Genomic DNA, 13,864 nt, shown 5'->3' on the forward strand with positions numbered 1-13,864 from the left:
GGTGACGGCCGACCTCCGCTTTGCAGGCGCCGTCCAACGGTTTCCGGCTTTCTCGGGCAGCGTTCTCGCTCTGAACGCTCTTGAGTGATGCCTACTCCACCGCCTGACGCAAGGCGGCGGCGCCGGCCCAGGGGGCGAGCGGCAAGGCACCGGCCAGCAGGCCGCCCAGGAGCAGCAGATGCGGGCGCGGGGTCAGGCCGTTCAGGGCGGCGTCGATGGCCCCGGCCCCGAAGATCAGCACGGGGATGTAGAGCGGCAGGATCAGCAGCGACAGCAGCACGCCGCCGCGCCGGGCGCCCAGGGTCAAGGCCGCCCCGATGCTGCCGATCAGGCTGAGGATCGGCGTGCCGACCAGCAGGGTCAGCACCAGCACCCCAAACCCCTCCGCGTCCATGTTCAGCAGAAGCGCCAGCAGCGGGGCGGCGGCGATCAGCGGAAGGCCCGTCACCAGCCAGTGGGCCAGCGTCTTGGCCAGCACCACCGCCTCCATCGGCAGGGTGGACAGCGACAGCAGTTCCAGCGAGCCGTCCTCGTAATCGTTCTGGAACAGCCGCTCCAGCGACAGCAGCGAGGCGAGCAGGGCGGCGACCCAGATCACCCCGGCGGCGATGCGGGCGAGGATGTTCGGCTCCGGCCCGACGCCGAAGGGGAACAGCACCACGCACAGCACGAAGAACATCACGGCGATGGTGGCGTCCGATCCCTGGCGCAGCGCCAGCCGCAGGTCGCGCCCGATCAGGCGCAGGAAGCGGGTCATGCCGCGTCCTCCTCTTCCTCGATGTCGTCCTCGTCGCCGTGGAGGATGGGGGTGAACTCGTCCAGATGCAGGTTGCGGGCGCCGGGCATGGCGATGTCCACATGGGTGGAGACGGCGACCATGCCGCCGCCGGCCCGGTGCTCCGCGATGATCCCTTCGAACAGGGCGATGGCCGCGCGGTCGAGCGCCACGGTCGGCTCGTCCAGCAGCCAGAGGGCGGCGGGGGCGGCGATGATGCGGGCCAGGTTGAGGCGCCGCTTCTGCCCCGCCGACAGGTAGCGCCCCGGCACGTTGGCGATGTGCGGCACGCCCAGGCGGTCCAGCGCCTTCAGCGCGCTTTCCCGCGGGTCGGGGGCGCCGCCCAGCGTGGCCCAGAAGGACAGGTTCTCCACCGCGCTCAGCACCGGCTTCACGGCGTCGAGATGGCCGACGTAATGGATGCGGCCCCGGTGGGCGTCGGGATCGTCGGACACCGGAACGCCGTCCCAGGAAAGCTGGCCGCGGATCGGCTTCAGCAGCCCGGCCATGACGCGGAGCAGGCTGGACTTGCCGCTGCCGTTGGGGCCGAGCAGGAACAGCGCCTCCCCCGGCGCGATCCGGAAGTCCAGTCCGGTGAAGACCAGCCGGTCGCCGCGCAGGCAGGTCAGCGCGGAACCGGCGAAAACGGAACCGGCGGATTCGGGCATGGCGGCGGGCGGGCTCTTGCGGTGGAACGGGGCGGGGGAGCTATAGCACAGCCCGTCCGGGCGCCAAAAAGAAACGCCCTGGAAAAAGGCGGACCAAAAAGAAACGGCCATCGCAAGGGGGTTCTTGCGATGGCCGCCGATCCAGCCGGGGCCTGGCTGGGGGCGCCGCAATGAAGCGCCCTGATCGTCGCTCTGTGGCCGGGCCGCGGGGGTTCACGGGTCCGGCCGGTTTCACACCGTGCCTTGCGGCTTCGATCTGTGTAGGGCCAGAAAGTGGCGAAATTTTGATCCGGAGATTATCCCCGCCCGCAACAGGGCATTGCCCCGGCGGAGCGGAGCGGGCATTCATAGCTACGTCCGCCGAGAAAGACCTCAACCAAACCGGGTGCCTTCCATGACCGTGCTGATCGAGCTGTTCAACAGCCTGCCCGACATCGCCCGCATCATGCTGATGCTCAGCGCGGTGGCGGCGGCGGGGCTGGCGCTGGGGCAGGTCAAGCTGCGCGGGGTGGGGCTGGGAATCGGAGGGGTGCTGTTCGCCGGCATCGCCGCGGGGCACATCGCCAAGGAACTGGGCCTGACCTTCGACCATCACGTCCTGCATTTCATGCGGGAATTCGGCCTGATCCTGTTCGTCTACACCATCGGCGTGCAGGTCGGCCCCGGCTTCTTCGCCGCCCTGAAGAAGTCGGGCCTGACGCTGAACCTGCTGGCCGCCTCGCTGGTCGGTCTGGGGGTGCTGGTGGCGGTGGCGATCCACGAGATCGGCGGGGTGCCGCTTCCGGCGGTGCTGGGCATCTTCTCCGGCGCCGTCACCAACACGCCCTCGCTGGGCGCGGCGCAGGAGATGCTGCGCGAGGTCGGGGCCTCGGCGGCGGAGATCAACACGCCCAGCCTGGGCTACGCCGTCGCCTATCCCTTCGGCATCGTCGGCATCCTCATCACCATGGGGCTGATCCGCGCCGTCTTCCGCATCGATCCGGCGGCCGAGGCCGAGGCGTTCGAGCGCAAGCGCCGCGCCCAGGTGGAAACGCTGGAGACGCTGGACGTCGCCGTGCGCAACCCGGCGGCCATGGGGCTGCCGCTGCGCGACATCCGGCTTTTCGGCGATCACGGGGTGATGGTGTCGCGCATGCTGCGCGAGGGGCGGCTCCAGGTGCCGCACCCGGACACCTGCCTGCGGGCCGGCGACGTGGTGCATCTGGTCGGGCCGCGCGCCAAGCTTGAGGCGATGAAGCGGCTGCTGGGCGAAGCGGCGGAGGTGACCCTGACCACGAAGGGCACCGACATGCGCTGGGACCGGCTGGTGGTCACCAACGAGCATGTGCTGGGCAAGGCCATCGGGCAGCTCGATCTGGCCGACGCCTACGACGTGGTGGTCAGCCGGGTCAACCGCGCGGGCGTGGAGTTGGTGCCGAGCCCGGCCCTGCACCTCCAGTTCGGCGACATCCTGACCGCCATCGGCAAGCCGTCGGACCTGCAGCGGGTGGCGGCTCTGATGGGCAACTCGGCGCGGCGGCTCCAGCAGGTGGAATTCGTTCCGGTCTTCATCGGCATCATGCTGGGCGTGCTGCTCGGCTCCATCCCCTTCTACATTCCGGGGATGCCGGCGCCGCTGAAGCTGGGTCTGGCCGGAGGGCCGCTGGTGGCGGCGATCCTGCTCGCCCGCATCGGCCACATCGGCCCGCTGGTCTGGTTCATGCCCCCCGCCGCCAACATGGCGCTGCGCGAGATCGGAATCGTCATGTTCCTGGCGGTGGTCGGGCTGATGTCCGGCGACCGGTTCGTGGAAACGCTGGTGCATGGCGACGGGCTGCTGTGGATCGGCTGCGGCGCTCTGGTGACCCTGATCCCGCTGCTGATCGTCGGCTTCATCGCGCGGGTCTTCGCCCGGCAGAACTATCTGACGATCTGCGGCCTGCTGTCCGGCAGCATGACCGACCCGCCCGCTCTCGCCTTCGCCAACGCGATGAGCACGTCGGAGGCGCCGGCCCTGGCCTACGCCACGGTCTACCCGCTGGTCATGTTCCTGCGCATCCTGGCGCCGCAGATCCTGGTGCTGATGCTCTGGTGAGCGGAGACGATCAACCACAGAGGCACGGAGACACGGAGGTTTGATGGATCTCCGTGTCTCCGTGCCTCTGTGGTGAAAAACCTGCCTCGCCATGCCGTCACCCGGTTGCCTCGCGGCCTGCAAAATCCGCTTTGCGGGAAGTGGGCCGGCGGTCTAGCCTAGCGGCACCGTCCATGGTTGGCCGGTCCAGACCGTTCCCCGCCGACAAGCCCTGCCGACAAGCCCCGCATGCACCGACACCCGCCCACCAATCCCAACGCCCCCGAAGCCGTCCTCGTCGAGAATGTCCACAAGCGCTTCGGCCCGCTGGAGGTGCTGAAGGGCGTGTCCCTGACGGCGCGCGAAGGCGACGTCGTCACGCTGATCGGCTCCTCCGGCTCCGGCAAGAGCACGCTTCTGCGCTGCATCAACATGCTGGAGGTGCCGGACGAGGGCCGGATCGTCATCGGCGGCGAGGCCATCGGCCTGAAGAAGGCGCGCGGCGGCCAGACCGTCCCCGCCGATTCCCGGCAGGTGGACCGCATCCGCACCCGGCTGGGCATGGTGTTCCAGAACTTCAACCTCTGGACCCACATGACCATCCTGGAAAACGTCATCGAGGCGCCCGTGCATGTGCTGGGCGTCCCTAAGGCGGAGGCGGTGGACCGCGCCCGCATGCTGCTGGACAAGGTGGGCATCCTGGCGAAGGCCGAGTGCTATCCGGTGCAGCTTTCCGGCGGGCAGCAGCAGCGCGCCGCCATCGCCCGCGCGCTCGCCATGCAGCCCAAGGTGATGCTGTTCGACGAGCCGACCTCCGCGCTCGACCCCGAGCTGGTGGGCGAGGTTCTGCTGGTCATCCGCCAGCTCGCCGACGAGGGCAACACCATGATTCTGGTGACGCACGAGATGGGCTTCGCCCGCGAGGTCGCGTCGGAGGTGGTGTTCCTCCACCAGGGCCGGATCGAGGAACAGGGACCGCCCGACCGGGTTCTGGTCAATCCGGAATCGGAGCGCGTGCGACAGTTCCTGTCGCGTCACCTGTCGGGCGGCGGCTGATCGCTCAATTCCCTTGACTGATGCTGTAAAACCGTAAACCTCAGAGCCTGCCCGATCAAAAGAGCCATTCATAAGGGCATCCGAACAGAGGAGGTTTTCCCGTGAAGAAGATCGTTGCGGCGCTGGCGCTCGGCGCCATCGTGGCGGCTGCCGGCACCGCCGCCGAGGCCAAGGAGTGGAAGAAGATCCGCATCGCCACCGAGGGCGCCTACGCCCCCTGGAACGCGACGGACCCGTCGGGCAAGCTGATCGGCTTCGAGCCGGATCTCGCCCTCGAACTCTGCAAGAAGATGAAGGCCGAGTGCGAGATCGTCGCCCAGGATTGGGACGGCATGATTCCGGCCATCCAGCAGGGCAAGTACGACGCCATCATGGCCGCCATGTCGATCACCGACGAGCGCGAGAAGGTCATCACCTTCGCCGGTCCCTACGGCACCGAACCGTCGATGTTCGGCACCATGAAGAACTCGCCGCTGGCCAAGGCGACCTTCCCCGGCGAGCGCTACGACCTGTCCAAGGACGACCCGAAGGCCGCCATCGCCGCCCTGGCCGATGCGCTGAAGGGCAAGACGGTGGGCGTGCAGACCTCCACCATCCAGGCGAACTTCATGGAGCGGCTTCTGCCGCAGGTGTCGGTCCGCACCTATGACAAGCTGGACAACGCCGGCATCGACATGGCCGCCGGCCGCGTGGACGCCATCTTCGGCGACCGTTCGGCGGTGGACGCCATCCTGAAGGCGGACGCCGGCGGCAACATGACCCTGTTCGGACCGGCCTTCGCGCGCGGCGTGCTGGGCAAGGGCGTGGGCGTGGGCCTGCGCAAGGCCGACGGCGACCTGAAGGAACTGTTCAACAAGGCCATCGCCGAGGCCAACCAGGACGGCACCATCACGAAGCTGAGCACCCAGCACTTCGGCTACGACATCTCGATCAAGTAACCGGCCATCATGTGAAGGGATGTCCCCCTCTCCTCCGTCGCGGGGAGAGGGGAACCCGGTTCGGAGCCCATTTCGGAGCCCATGTTCGAACTTCTCTCCTTCGGCCCGAACGGGTGGGGCGGCCAGCTTCTCGGCGGGGCCGCGATGACGGTCGCCGTGTCGGTGTCGGCCTTCGCTCTCGGCCTCGTCTTCGGGTCGCTCGGCGCGTCGGCGAAGCTCAGCCGCAGCCTCGCCCTCACCGGTATCGCGGAGGTCTACACCACCGTCGTCCGCGGCGTCCCGGAACTGCTGGTCATCTATCTGCTGTTCTTCGGCGGCAGCGGCATGGTCATGGCCGTCGGCCGGGTCTTCGGCTATGACGGCTACATCGAGCTGAACGCCTTTTCCATCGGTGTGCTGGCGGTCGGCCTGATTTCCGGCGCCTATTCGACGGAGGTGATCCGCGGCGCGGTCCAGGCGGTGCCCCACGGCCAGATCGAGGCGGCGCGCGCCTGCGGCATGTCGCGCTGGCTGATCCTGCGCCGCATCCTGGTGCCGCAGACCCTGCGCTACGCCCTGCCGGGGCTGGGCAACGTCTGGCAGCTCACCCTGAAGGACACGGCGCTGATTTCCGTGACGGCGCTGGCCGAGATCATGCGCGTGTCGCATGTGGCGGCGGGCTCCACCCGCCAGCCGTTCCTGTTCTACACCACCGCGGCGGTGCTGTACCTCCTGCTCACCTCCGTCTCCACGGTGGCGTTCGAGCGGGCGGAGCGCTACGCGAACCGCGGCGTGCGGAGGGCCTGACCCGTGAACTGGGAACTGATGTGGGACAGCGTGCCCACCCTTCTGCGCGGCGTCCCGGTGACCCTGCAACTGGTCGGGCTGGCGCTGTTGTTTGGCGCCGGGGTGGCCTTCGCCGTGGCGCTGCTGCGGCTGTACGGCAACCGCGTGACCGAGCGGCTGATGGCGGCCTATGTGTTCGTGTTCCGCGGCACGCCGCTGCTGGTGCAGATCTTCCTGATCTATTACGGCATGGGCCAGTTCGAGCTGGTGCGGAGCAGTTTCCTCTGGGTCTATCTGCGCGAGCCCTTCTGGTGCGCGATCCTGGCGCTAACGCTGAACACGGGCGCTTACACCAGCGAGATCCTGCGCGGCGCCATCCTGTCGGTGCCCCAGGGGCAGGTCGAGGCGGCGCGCGCCTGCGGCATGTCGCGTTCGCTGCTGTTCCGGCGAATCGTGATGCCGGTGGCGATCCGCCAGATGCTGCCGGCCTATGGCAACGAGGTGATCCTGATGGTGAAGGCCAGCTCGCTCGCCAGCACCATCACGCTTCTGGAGATCACCGGCATCGCCCGCAAGCTCATCGCGCAGAGCTTCGCGGTGTTCGAGGTGTTCATCGTGGCGGGCAGCATCTACCTGCTGCTGAACTTCCTCGCCTCGCGCCTGATCCGCTACGCCGAGTGGCGCATGACGCCGTATCTGAGGGCGCGAGGGTAGCTCTTTGCCCCCTCCCTTGCTTCGCAGGGGAGGGTTAGGGAGGGGCCCCGTCGCGACAACACCCAAATCCCGGACATGAAAAAAGCGGCCCAAGGCCGCTTCATCATGCATCCCCTGCTACGAGGGGGAATTGGTGGAGCCGAGGAGGATCGAACTCCCGACCTACGCATTGCGAACGCGTCGCTCTCCCAGCTGAGCTACGGCCCCACACACCGTCACCGGCGTGCGGCGGATAATGGTGATGCCGACGGAGCCTGTCAAGCCCTCTGAACGCGCCCGATGACGGGCATCGGCGGTTCACGGAAGGGGATGGCCAAGGGGATGGAGATGGCCCTCCGCGCGGCACTGGACAGCACTCGCCGCTTGTGCTTAGGGTGCCCCGCAAAATCGGACAATAAAGGGACGGGCCGGGCATGATTGCGCTCTACCTGCTGATCGACACCGTTCTCAGCCTCTACGTCTGGCTGCTCATCGCTTCGGCGGTGCTGAGCTGGCTGGTGGCCTTCAACGTCGTCAACACCCGCAACCGCGCGGTCTATGTCATCGGCGACTTCCTGTACCGCATCACGGAACCGGTGCTGCGCCCGATCCGCCGCGTTCTGCCGAACATGGGCGGTCTGGACCTGTCGCCGCTCGTGCTGATCCTGCTGATCTTCTTCATCCGCAACCTGATGGCCGAATACTGGCCGCGCTTCTGATGGCCGGCCCCTTCGAGGCGGGCCCCTTCGAAGAGGTGGCGGACGGCGTCCGGCTGGCCTTGCGTGTGACGCCCAAGGCGTCGCGCAACGCCGTCGCCGGGCTGGCCGCGACCGCTTCGGGAGGAACGGCCCTGAAGGTGACCGTCACCGCCGTGCCGGAGAACGGCAAGGCGAACGAGGCGGTGGTGAAACTGCTGGCCAAGGCGTGGAAACTGCCGAAGACCAGCCTGACGGTGGTGGCCGGCGCCACCGACCGGAACAAGATTGTCCATGTGGCCGGCGATCCGGCCGACCTGATGCGCCGCCTGACGGCGCTGGTTGAACCTGCAAGCTGTGAGACGGGGAACAGCGATGGCTGAGGCGAAGATCATCGACGGCAAGGCGTTCGCCGCGGGGCTGCGCGCCCGCGTGGCGGAGGGTGTGGCCGCTCTCAAGGCCAGCCACGGCGTCACCCCCGGCCTCGCCGTCGTTCTGGTGGGCGAGGACCCGGCCAGCCAGGTCTATGTCCGGTCCAAGGAAAAGGCGCTGGCCGACCTGGGCATGAACAGCTTCGACCACCATCTGCCCGCCGACCTCGGCGAGGCGGAACTGCTGGCCCTGGTCGACCGGCTGAACGCCGATCCGGCGGTGCACGGCATCCTGGTCCAGCTTCCCCTGCCCAAGCACATCGACACCCAAAAGGTGCTGGCCCGCATCGTCCCGGAAAAGGACGCGGACGGCTTCCACGTCGTCAACGCCGGCCTGCTGGCGACCGGCAGCCCCGGCGCCATCGTGCCCTGCACGCCGCTGGGCAGCCTGCTGCTGCTCCGCGACACGCTGGGCGCCGACCTGAAGGGCAAGCGGGCGCTGGTGCTGGGCCGCTCCAACATCGTCGGCAAGCCGATGGCGCAGCTTCTGCTCCAGCAGGACTGCACGGTCACCGTCGCCCATTCCCGCACCCAGGACCTGCCCGGCGAATGCCGGCGCGCCGACATCCTGGTCGCCGCGGTGGGCCGTCCGGAGATGGTGCGCGGCGACTGGATCAAGCCGGGCGCCGTGGTCATCGACGTCGGCATCAACCGCGTGCCGCACCCGACCGAGCCGGGCAAGACGAAGCTGGTCGGCGACGTGGCCTATGACGAGGCCGTCAAGGTCGCGGGCGCCATCACGCCGGTGCCCGGCGGCGTCGGGCCGATGACCATCGCCTGCCTGATGCTGAACACGCTGGCCGCCGCCTGCCGCGCCGCCGGCGCACCGGTCCCCGCCGAGGCCCTTGCATGATCACGGTCCACGCCCGTGTGGGCGGCCGCGTGGTCGAGCAGCCGCTCGCCCTCGGCGAGCCGTTGCCGCCCAACACGGTGTGGATCGATCTTCTCCGCCCCGACGAGGCGGAGCGCGCGCATGTCGGCGCCGTCACCGGCTGCGACCTGCCGACGCGCGAGGAAATGAAGGAAATCGAGGCGTCGAGCCAGCTCTACACGGAGGGGGAGGCCATCTACCTCACCTCCTCCGTGATCGCGCGGGCCGATTCGCCCATGCCGGAGCAGGGCGAGGTCACCTTCGTCCTGACCCCCCGGCACATGATCACGGTGCGCTTCACCGAGCCGCGCTCCGTCGCCACCTTCGCCGCGCGGACCGGCCGCCAGCCGGAGCTTCTGGCGAGCGCGGAGGACGCTCTGCTGGGCATCCTGGACGCGGTGATCGACCGGGTGGCCGACGTGCTGGAACTGATCGGCGCCCGCATCGACGGGCTGTCCACGCGCATCTTCACCGACTCGCTCGACGGTAAGAAAATCGGGGGAAGCTCCAAGAAGCCGGACGAGCTGCAGGACGTTCTGCGCGGCATCGGACGGGCCGGCGACCTGACGCACAAGGTGCGCGACAGCCTCGCCGGGCTGGACCGGCTGGTCGCCTTCCTGTCCTCCGTCGCCGCCGGGCGGCTGACCAAGGAGCAGAAGGCCGCGCTGAAGACCCTGACGCGCGACCTGCGCTCCCTGAACGAGCACGCCGGTTTCCTGGCGCACGAGGCGAACTTCCTGCTCGATGCCACGCTGGGCCTGATCAACATCGAGCAGAACGCGATCATCAAGATCTTCTCGGTCGTTTCCGTGGCGCTGATGCCGCCGACGCTGATCGCGTCCGCCTACGGCATGAACTTCCACCACATGCCCGAACTGGACTGGAACTTCGGCTACCCCATGGCGATCGTGCTGATGGTGCTGTCCGCCGTCGTGCCGCTCTGGTACTTCCGCCGCCGCGGGTGGCTTTAACCGGAAAAAGGGAACCGCCGATGATCGTCCTGTCCGATGCCGCGCTCGACGCGCTTCTCGTCCAGGACGTTCCTTACGGCGACCTGACCACCGACACGCTGGGCATCGCCGCCGTCCCGGCGCGCATCCTCTTCAAGGCGCGCGGCGCCATGGTGCTGGCCGGGACGGAGGAAGCCGCCCGCCTGATCGAAAAGGCCGGCGGCACGGTGACGTCCGTTCTTCCCAGCGGCACGGCGGTGGAAGCCGGGGCGCTCTTTCTGGAAGGGCATGGGCCGGCGGGCGCCCTTCATCGCGGCTGGAAGGTGGCGCAGACGTTGGTCGAATACGCCTCCGGCATCGCCTCCCGCGCCCGCCGCATCGTCGAGGCCGCTCCAGGCACGACCGTCGCCTGCACCCGCAAGAACTTTCCCGGCGCCAAGGACCTGTCGGTCAAGGCGGTGCTGGCCGGCGGGGCGGTGATGCACCGGCTGGGCCTGTCGGAAACGATCCTGGTCTTTCCCGAACACCGTGCCTTCCTGTCCGGTGCGCCGGAAAGCTGGATCGCCGACCTGCGCCGCCGGGCTCCGGAAAAGAAGATCGTGGTGGAGGTCGATACGGTGGAGGACGCCATCGCCTTCGCCCGCGCCGGGGCCGACGTGCTGCAATTGGAGAAGCGCACCCCGGAGGAGGCCCGCGCGGTGGTCGCGGCGACGCGCGGCCTGCCGCGCCCGCCGGTCGTCGCCGCGGCGGGCGGCGTGACGGAGGACAACGCGGCGGCCTACGCCGCCGCCGGTTGCCCGCTTCTGGTCACCACCGCGCCCTTCTTCGGACGCCCGGCGGACGTGAAGGTGGTGCTGGAGCCGGCCTGAGCGCCCCGGACACTTGAGAGTCAGCGGTCGTGGCGCGGGGCGATCTGGTCCACGCGGTGGGCGAAATCGACGTCGGCCTGGGTCAACCCGTCGGCGCTGCGGGTGCACAGGATGATCTCCACGCGGCCCATGTCGTTGAACCATTCCGGATGGTGGTTCAGCCGCTCCGCCAGCAGGGCGACCTGACTCATGAAGCCCCAGGCGGTGGGGAAGTCGGGGAAGTGGTAGGTCTTGCGGATCGCGTCGCGCTCCAGCACCTCCGCCCAGCCGTGCAGTTCCTTCAGAGCGGTCTGCCGCTTGGCGCCCACCAGCTTGTCCGACATGGTTCCCCCTTGTTGTTGGCTGCCTATTGATGGCTTGGCGGACCGGATCATGCGCGATCGGTCCCGCATTCCGGTTTACCGCCGCTTGGCCTGGGCGGCAAGCGGCGCTACCTTCCCCGGTATGATGCGCAAACCGGCACACCCCCACAGCGTTCCCCCTTCCACGCCCGACCTCGAGCGGATGGCCGAGGACGCGCTGGAGACCATCCCGCGGGAGCTTCTGGCTCCCATCGCCAATCTGTCCATCCATGTCGAGGATTTCCCCGACGAGGAGACCGAGCGCGAGATGGAGCTGGAAAGCCCCTTCGACCTGCTCGGCCTCTATCGGGGTGTCGATATGACGCGGCAGAGCGTCGCCGACCTGCGCAGCGGGCCGGACATGATCTTCCTCTACCGCCGCCCGATCCTGGATTACTGGTGCGAGACGGGCGAGGATCTGTTCGCCATCGTCCGCCACGTCCTGATCCACGAGATCGGCCACCATTTCGGCCTGTCGGACGAGGACATGGAGCGCATCGAGGACATGGAGGGGTGAGTCATACCGTGGGCGGATGATGACTTCCATCATCCGCCCACGGTCAGACCCGACAGATCAATGCGATAGCATTGATTGAAAGGGTGATACGGGCGAAGCCAACAGGCGCCGTCCGTATCACCCGTCCAGCGCCTCCTCCACGCGGCGGCGCAGAGCGGGCACCAGCTCCGCGTCGAACCAGGGGTTCTTCTTCAGCCAGGCGGTGTTGCGCCAGCTCGGGTGGGGCAGGGGCAGGAACTCCGGCAGATACTCCCGCCACGCCGCCACCGTGTCGGTCATCGTCCGTTTGCGGCGGTTGCCCAGATAGTGGGCCTGCGCGTAGCTGCCGACCAGCAGGGTCAGCCGCACCCCGGTCAAGGCGGTGCGCAACGGCGGGTGCCAGAGGGGCGCGCATTCCGGGCGCGGCGGGTAATCCCCGCCCTTCGGCGCCGTGCCGGGATAGCAGAGGCCCATGGGGACGATGGCGATCCGGCTCTCGTCGTAGAAGGCCGTGCGATCCATGGCGAGCCATTGGCGCAGCCGGTCGCCCGACGGGTCGTTCCAGGGAATGCCCGTGGCGTGCACCCGCGCCCCCGGCGCCTGCCCGACGATCAGCAGGCGGGCGGACGGGCTGCCGCGCAGCACCGGGCGGCAGCCGTGCGGCAGGACCGCCGCGCACAGCCGGCAGGCGCGGGCTTGCTCGAACAGGTCCTTGAGATCGTCCGTCAAAGGCTCAGCAACTCGTTCACGAAGGCCGGGACGACCTCGGTCGCCGGGCCGTTGACGGAGTCCGTGAACAGGCTGGCGCCCGCCGACGGCTCCAGGTTCAGCTCCACCGTCAGGGCGCCGGCGCTGCGCGCCTCCGCCACGAAGCCGGCGGCGGGATAGACGTTGCCGGACGTGCCGATGGAGACGAACAGGTCGCAGGCGCCCAGCGCGCGGTAGATCCGCTCCATCTGGTAGGGCATCTCCCCGAACCAGACCACGTCCGGGCGCATCCCGCCCTTGCGGGCGCAGGACGGGCAGACGTCCTCCACCGACAGGTCGCCCGTCCAGCGCTCCAGCTTGTGGCGGCAATGGCGGCAGAAGACCGCGTTCAGCTCCCCGTGCATGTGGATCAGCCTTTGCGATCCGGCGCGCTCGTGCAGGTCGTCGATGTTCTGGGTGACCAGCAGCAGGTCGCCCTTCCAGCGCCGTTCCAGCTCCGCCAGGGCGGCATGGGCGGCGTTGGGCTGCACCGCGGGGTCGCGCAGGCCGCGCCGCCGGTCGTTGTAGAAGCGGTGGACCAGCGCCGGGTCGCGGGCGAAGCCCTCCGGCGTCGCGACGTCCTCCAGATCGACCTGGCTCCAGATGCCCCCGGCGCAGCGGAAGGTGTCCAGGCCGGATTCCTTGGAAATGCCGGCACCGGTCAGGATGACGATGGAGTCCGTGGGTTTCAGATGGTTGGCGATGGTCATGTCGGCGTTGGTCATGGCACCCTGGCGGCTTCGGGGAACGGCTGCTGGATCTCGGGTCCACAGACGAAAGATGAGGAAACCGGGATGGTCAAGGTCCTGTTCGTGTGCACGGGCAACATCTGCCGGTCGCCCACCGCGGAAGGTGTGTTCCGCGATCTGGTTCGGCAAGCCGGTTTGGAGAGCCGCATCGAAACCGATTCGGCGGGCACCCACGGCTACCATGTGGGGGAGCCGCCCGACCCGCGCAGCCAGCAGGCTGCCAAGGCCCGCGGGGTGGACCTGTCGGACCTGCGCGCCCGCAAGGTCATCGCGGCGGACTTCGCCGACTTCGATTACATCCTTGCGATGGACGGCGGGCATCTGACGCAGTTGCGGCGCATGGCCCCGCCGGACAGCCGGGCGACGGTCGCCCTGTTCCTCGACCACGCCCCGGATGCGCCGAAGCGCGAGGTGCCCGACCCCTATTACGGCGAGGGCCTGCATTTCACGGAGGTGCTGGAACTGTGCGAGGCCGGAGCGAAGGGGCTTCTGGAGGCGATCCGGCGCGACCGGCTGTGAGACGGGTGACGTGACCCTTCAGCGCCAGAGGGGCTTGCGGGCTTCGGTTTCGGCGTCGTAGCGGGTGATGCCGATGTCCCGCAATTCCCGGTCGGACAGGGAGAGCAGGGCGGCGCGCTGGGATCGTGTCCCGTGCCGTGGTGTAGGATTGGACAAGCCAATCATCATGGTTCCCCGCGATCTGGCCGGGGGTATCAGGCGGCCACGGCGGGCAAGCTGATGGCCGTATCATCGCCGAGCGCGGCGAT

Annotated in this window: 18 protein-coding genes and 1 tRNA gene; 12 read left to right on the top strand and 7 right to left on the bottom strand. The window is 68.6% G+C overall.

All coding sequences use genetic code 11. The features are described from left to right. Positions 1-91: 91 nt before the first annotated feature. The gene (gene ccmB / locus DS843_RS06490) at positions 92-757 is read right to left on the bottom strand and encodes a heme exporter protein CcmB (protein ID WP_149468051.1); all 666 of its coding nucleotides are present in this window, start codon (positions 755-757) and stop codon (positions 92-94) included. Further along, entirely contained in the window at positions 754-1,443 is a 690-nt protein-coding gene (gene ccmA / locus DS843_RS06495) for a heme ABC exporter ATP-binding protein CcmA (protein ID WP_149468052.1), read from the bottom strand. The genes ccmB and ccmA overlap by 4 nt, the downstream gene beginning before the upstream one ends. A gap of 394 nt (positions 1,444-1,837) precedes the next feature. On the opposite strand from ccmA, the gene DS843_RS06500 reads away from it, so the two are divergent. The 5 genes from DS843_RS06500 (at position 1,838) to DS843_RS06520 (ending at position 6,969) form a co-directional block, all read left to right on the top strand. Next, complete coding sequence (locus DS843_RS06500; protein WP_149468053.1) at positions 1,838-3,517, top strand: putative transporter; 1,680 nt, start codon at positions 1,838-1,840, stop codon at positions 3,515-3,517. A gap of 228 nt (positions 3,518-3,745) precedes the next feature. Beyond that, on the top strand, positions 3,746-4,552 hold the full coding sequence (locus tag DS843_RS06505; protein WP_149468054.1) for an ABC transporter ATP-binding protein: 807 nt from the start codon (positions 3,746-3,748) through the stop codon (positions 4,550-4,552). Positions 4,553-4,653: 101 nt separating this feature from the next. After that, positions 4,654-5,490 (top strand): transporter substrate-binding domain-containing protein, encoded by an 837-nt coding sequence (locus DS843_RS06510; protein WP_149468055.1) that lies wholly within the window; start codon positions 4,654-4,656, stop codon positions 5,488-5,490. A gap of 81 nt (positions 5,491-5,571) precedes the next feature. Then, on the top strand, positions 5,572-6,276 hold the full coding sequence (locus tag DS843_RS06515; protein WP_149468056.1) for an ABC transporter permease: 705 nt from the start codon (positions 5,572-5,574) through the stop codon (positions 6,274-6,276). 3 nt (positions 6,277-6,279) lie between these two features. Beyond that, positions 6,280-6,969, top strand: coding sequence for an ABC transporter permease (locus tag DS843_RS06520; RefSeq protein ID WP_149468057.1), 690 nt, complete (start codon positions 6,280-6,282; stop codon positions 6,967-6,969). Between the two features lie 131 nt (positions 6,970-7,100). Here DS843_RS06520 and DS843_RS06525 read toward each other — a convergent pair. Beyond that, positions 7,101-7,176 (bottom strand) — tRNA-Ala (locus tag DS843_RS06525). Between the two features lie 206 nt (positions 7,177-7,382). Between DS843_RS06525 and DS843_RS06530 the strand changes: the two genes are divergently transcribed. Genes DS843_RS06530 through modD form a run of 5 tightly spaced genes read left to right on the top strand, consistent with a single transcriptional unit; the run spans position 7,383 to position 10,764 of the window. After that, on the top strand, positions 7,383-7,667 hold the full coding sequence (locus tag DS843_RS06530; protein ID WP_149468058.1) for a YggT family protein: 285 nt from the start codon (positions 7,383-7,385) through the stop codon (positions 7,665-7,667). Further along, a complete protein-coding gene (locus tag DS843_RS06535; protein ID WP_149468059.1) occupies positions 7,667-8,026 on the top strand; it encodes a DUF167 domain-containing protein in 360 nt (119 codons plus the stop codon). Before DS843_RS06530 ends, DS843_RS06535 begins: the two co-directional genes overlap by 1 nt. Continuing rightward, positions 8,019-8,927 carry a bifunctional methylenetetrahydrofolate dehydrogenase/methenyltetrahydrofolate cyclohydrolase FolD gene (gene folD, locus DS843_RS06540; RefSeq protein ID WP_149468060.1) on the top strand — a complete coding sequence of 303 codons (909 nt, stop codon included), beginning with the start codon at positions 8,019-8,021 and terminating at the stop codon, positions 8,925-8,927. Before DS843_RS06535 ends, folD begins: the two co-directional genes overlap by 8 nt. Then, complete coding sequence (locus DS843_RS06545) at positions 8,924-9,916, top strand: magnesium transporter CorA family protein (protein ID WP_149468061.1); 993 nt, start codon at positions 8,924-8,926, stop codon at positions 9,914-9,916. The genes folD and DS843_RS06545 overlap by 4 nt, the downstream gene beginning before the upstream one ends. 20 nt (positions 9,917-9,936) lie before the next feature. Next, positions 9,937-10,764 (top strand): ModD protein, encoded by an 828-nt coding sequence (gene modD, locus DS843_RS06550; protein WP_149468062.1) that lies wholly within the window; start codon positions 9,937-9,939, stop codon positions 10,762-10,764. A gap of 20 nt (positions 10,765-10,784) precedes the next feature. Here modD and DS843_RS06555 read toward each other — a convergent pair whose 3' ends face one another. After that, complete coding sequence (locus tag DS843_RS06555; protein ID WP_149468063.1) at positions 10,785-11,087, bottom strand: 4a-hydroxytetrahydrobiopterin dehydratase; 303 nt, start codon at positions 11,085-11,087, stop codon at positions 10,785-10,787. Between the two features lie 49 nt (positions 11,088-11,136). Here DS843_RS06555 and DS843_RS06560 point away from each other — a divergent pair, with 49 nt between their 5' ends. Next, positions 11,137-11,622 (top strand): metallopeptidase family protein, encoded by a 486-nt coding sequence (locus tag DS843_RS06560; protein ID WP_475849051.1) that lies wholly within the window; start codon positions 11,137-11,139, stop codon positions 11,620-11,622. Between the two features lie 117 nt (positions 11,623-11,739). Here the strand turns inward: DS843_RS06560 and DS843_RS06565 are convergent, their stop codons facing one another. Both DS843_RS06565 and cobB read right to left on the bottom strand, forming a co-directional pair. Then, positions 11,740-12,330, bottom strand: a complete 591-nt coding sequence (locus tag DS843_RS06565) for a uracil-DNA glycosylase family protein (RefSeq protein WP_149468064.1) — start codon at positions 12,328-12,330, stop codon at positions 11,740-11,742. Further along, complete coding sequence (gene cobB / locus DS843_RS06570) at positions 12,327-13,073, bottom strand: Sir2 family NAD+-dependent deacetylase (protein ID WP_286191967.1); 747 nt, start codon at positions 13,071-13,073, stop codon at positions 12,327-12,329. The genes DS843_RS06565 and cobB overlap by 4 nt, the downstream gene beginning before the upstream one ends. A 69-nt stretch (positions 13,074-13,142) precedes the next feature. Here cobB and DS843_RS06575 point away from each other — a divergent pair, with 69 nt between their 5' ends. Further along, positions 13,143-13,616, top strand: a complete 474-nt coding sequence (locus DS843_RS06575) for a low molecular weight protein-tyrosine-phosphatase (protein WP_149468065.1) — start codon at positions 13,143-13,145, stop codon at positions 13,614-13,616. Positions 13,617-13,634: 18 nt separating this feature from the next. On the opposite strand, the gene DS843_RS06580 is transcribed toward DS843_RS06575, so the two are convergent. Next, the gene (locus DS843_RS06580; protein WP_286191968.1) at positions 13,635-13,772 is read right to left on the bottom strand and encodes a DUF1127 domain-containing protein; all 138 of its coding nucleotides are present in this window, start codon (positions 13,770-13,772) and stop codon (positions 13,635-13,637) included. Positions 13,773-13,864 lie beyond the last annotated feature (92 nt).

Source organism: Roseomonas genomospecies 6 (assembly GCF_008365375.1).
Taxonomy (GTDB): Bacteria; Pseudomonadota; Alphaproteobacteria; order Azospirillales; family Azospirillaceae; genus Azospirillum.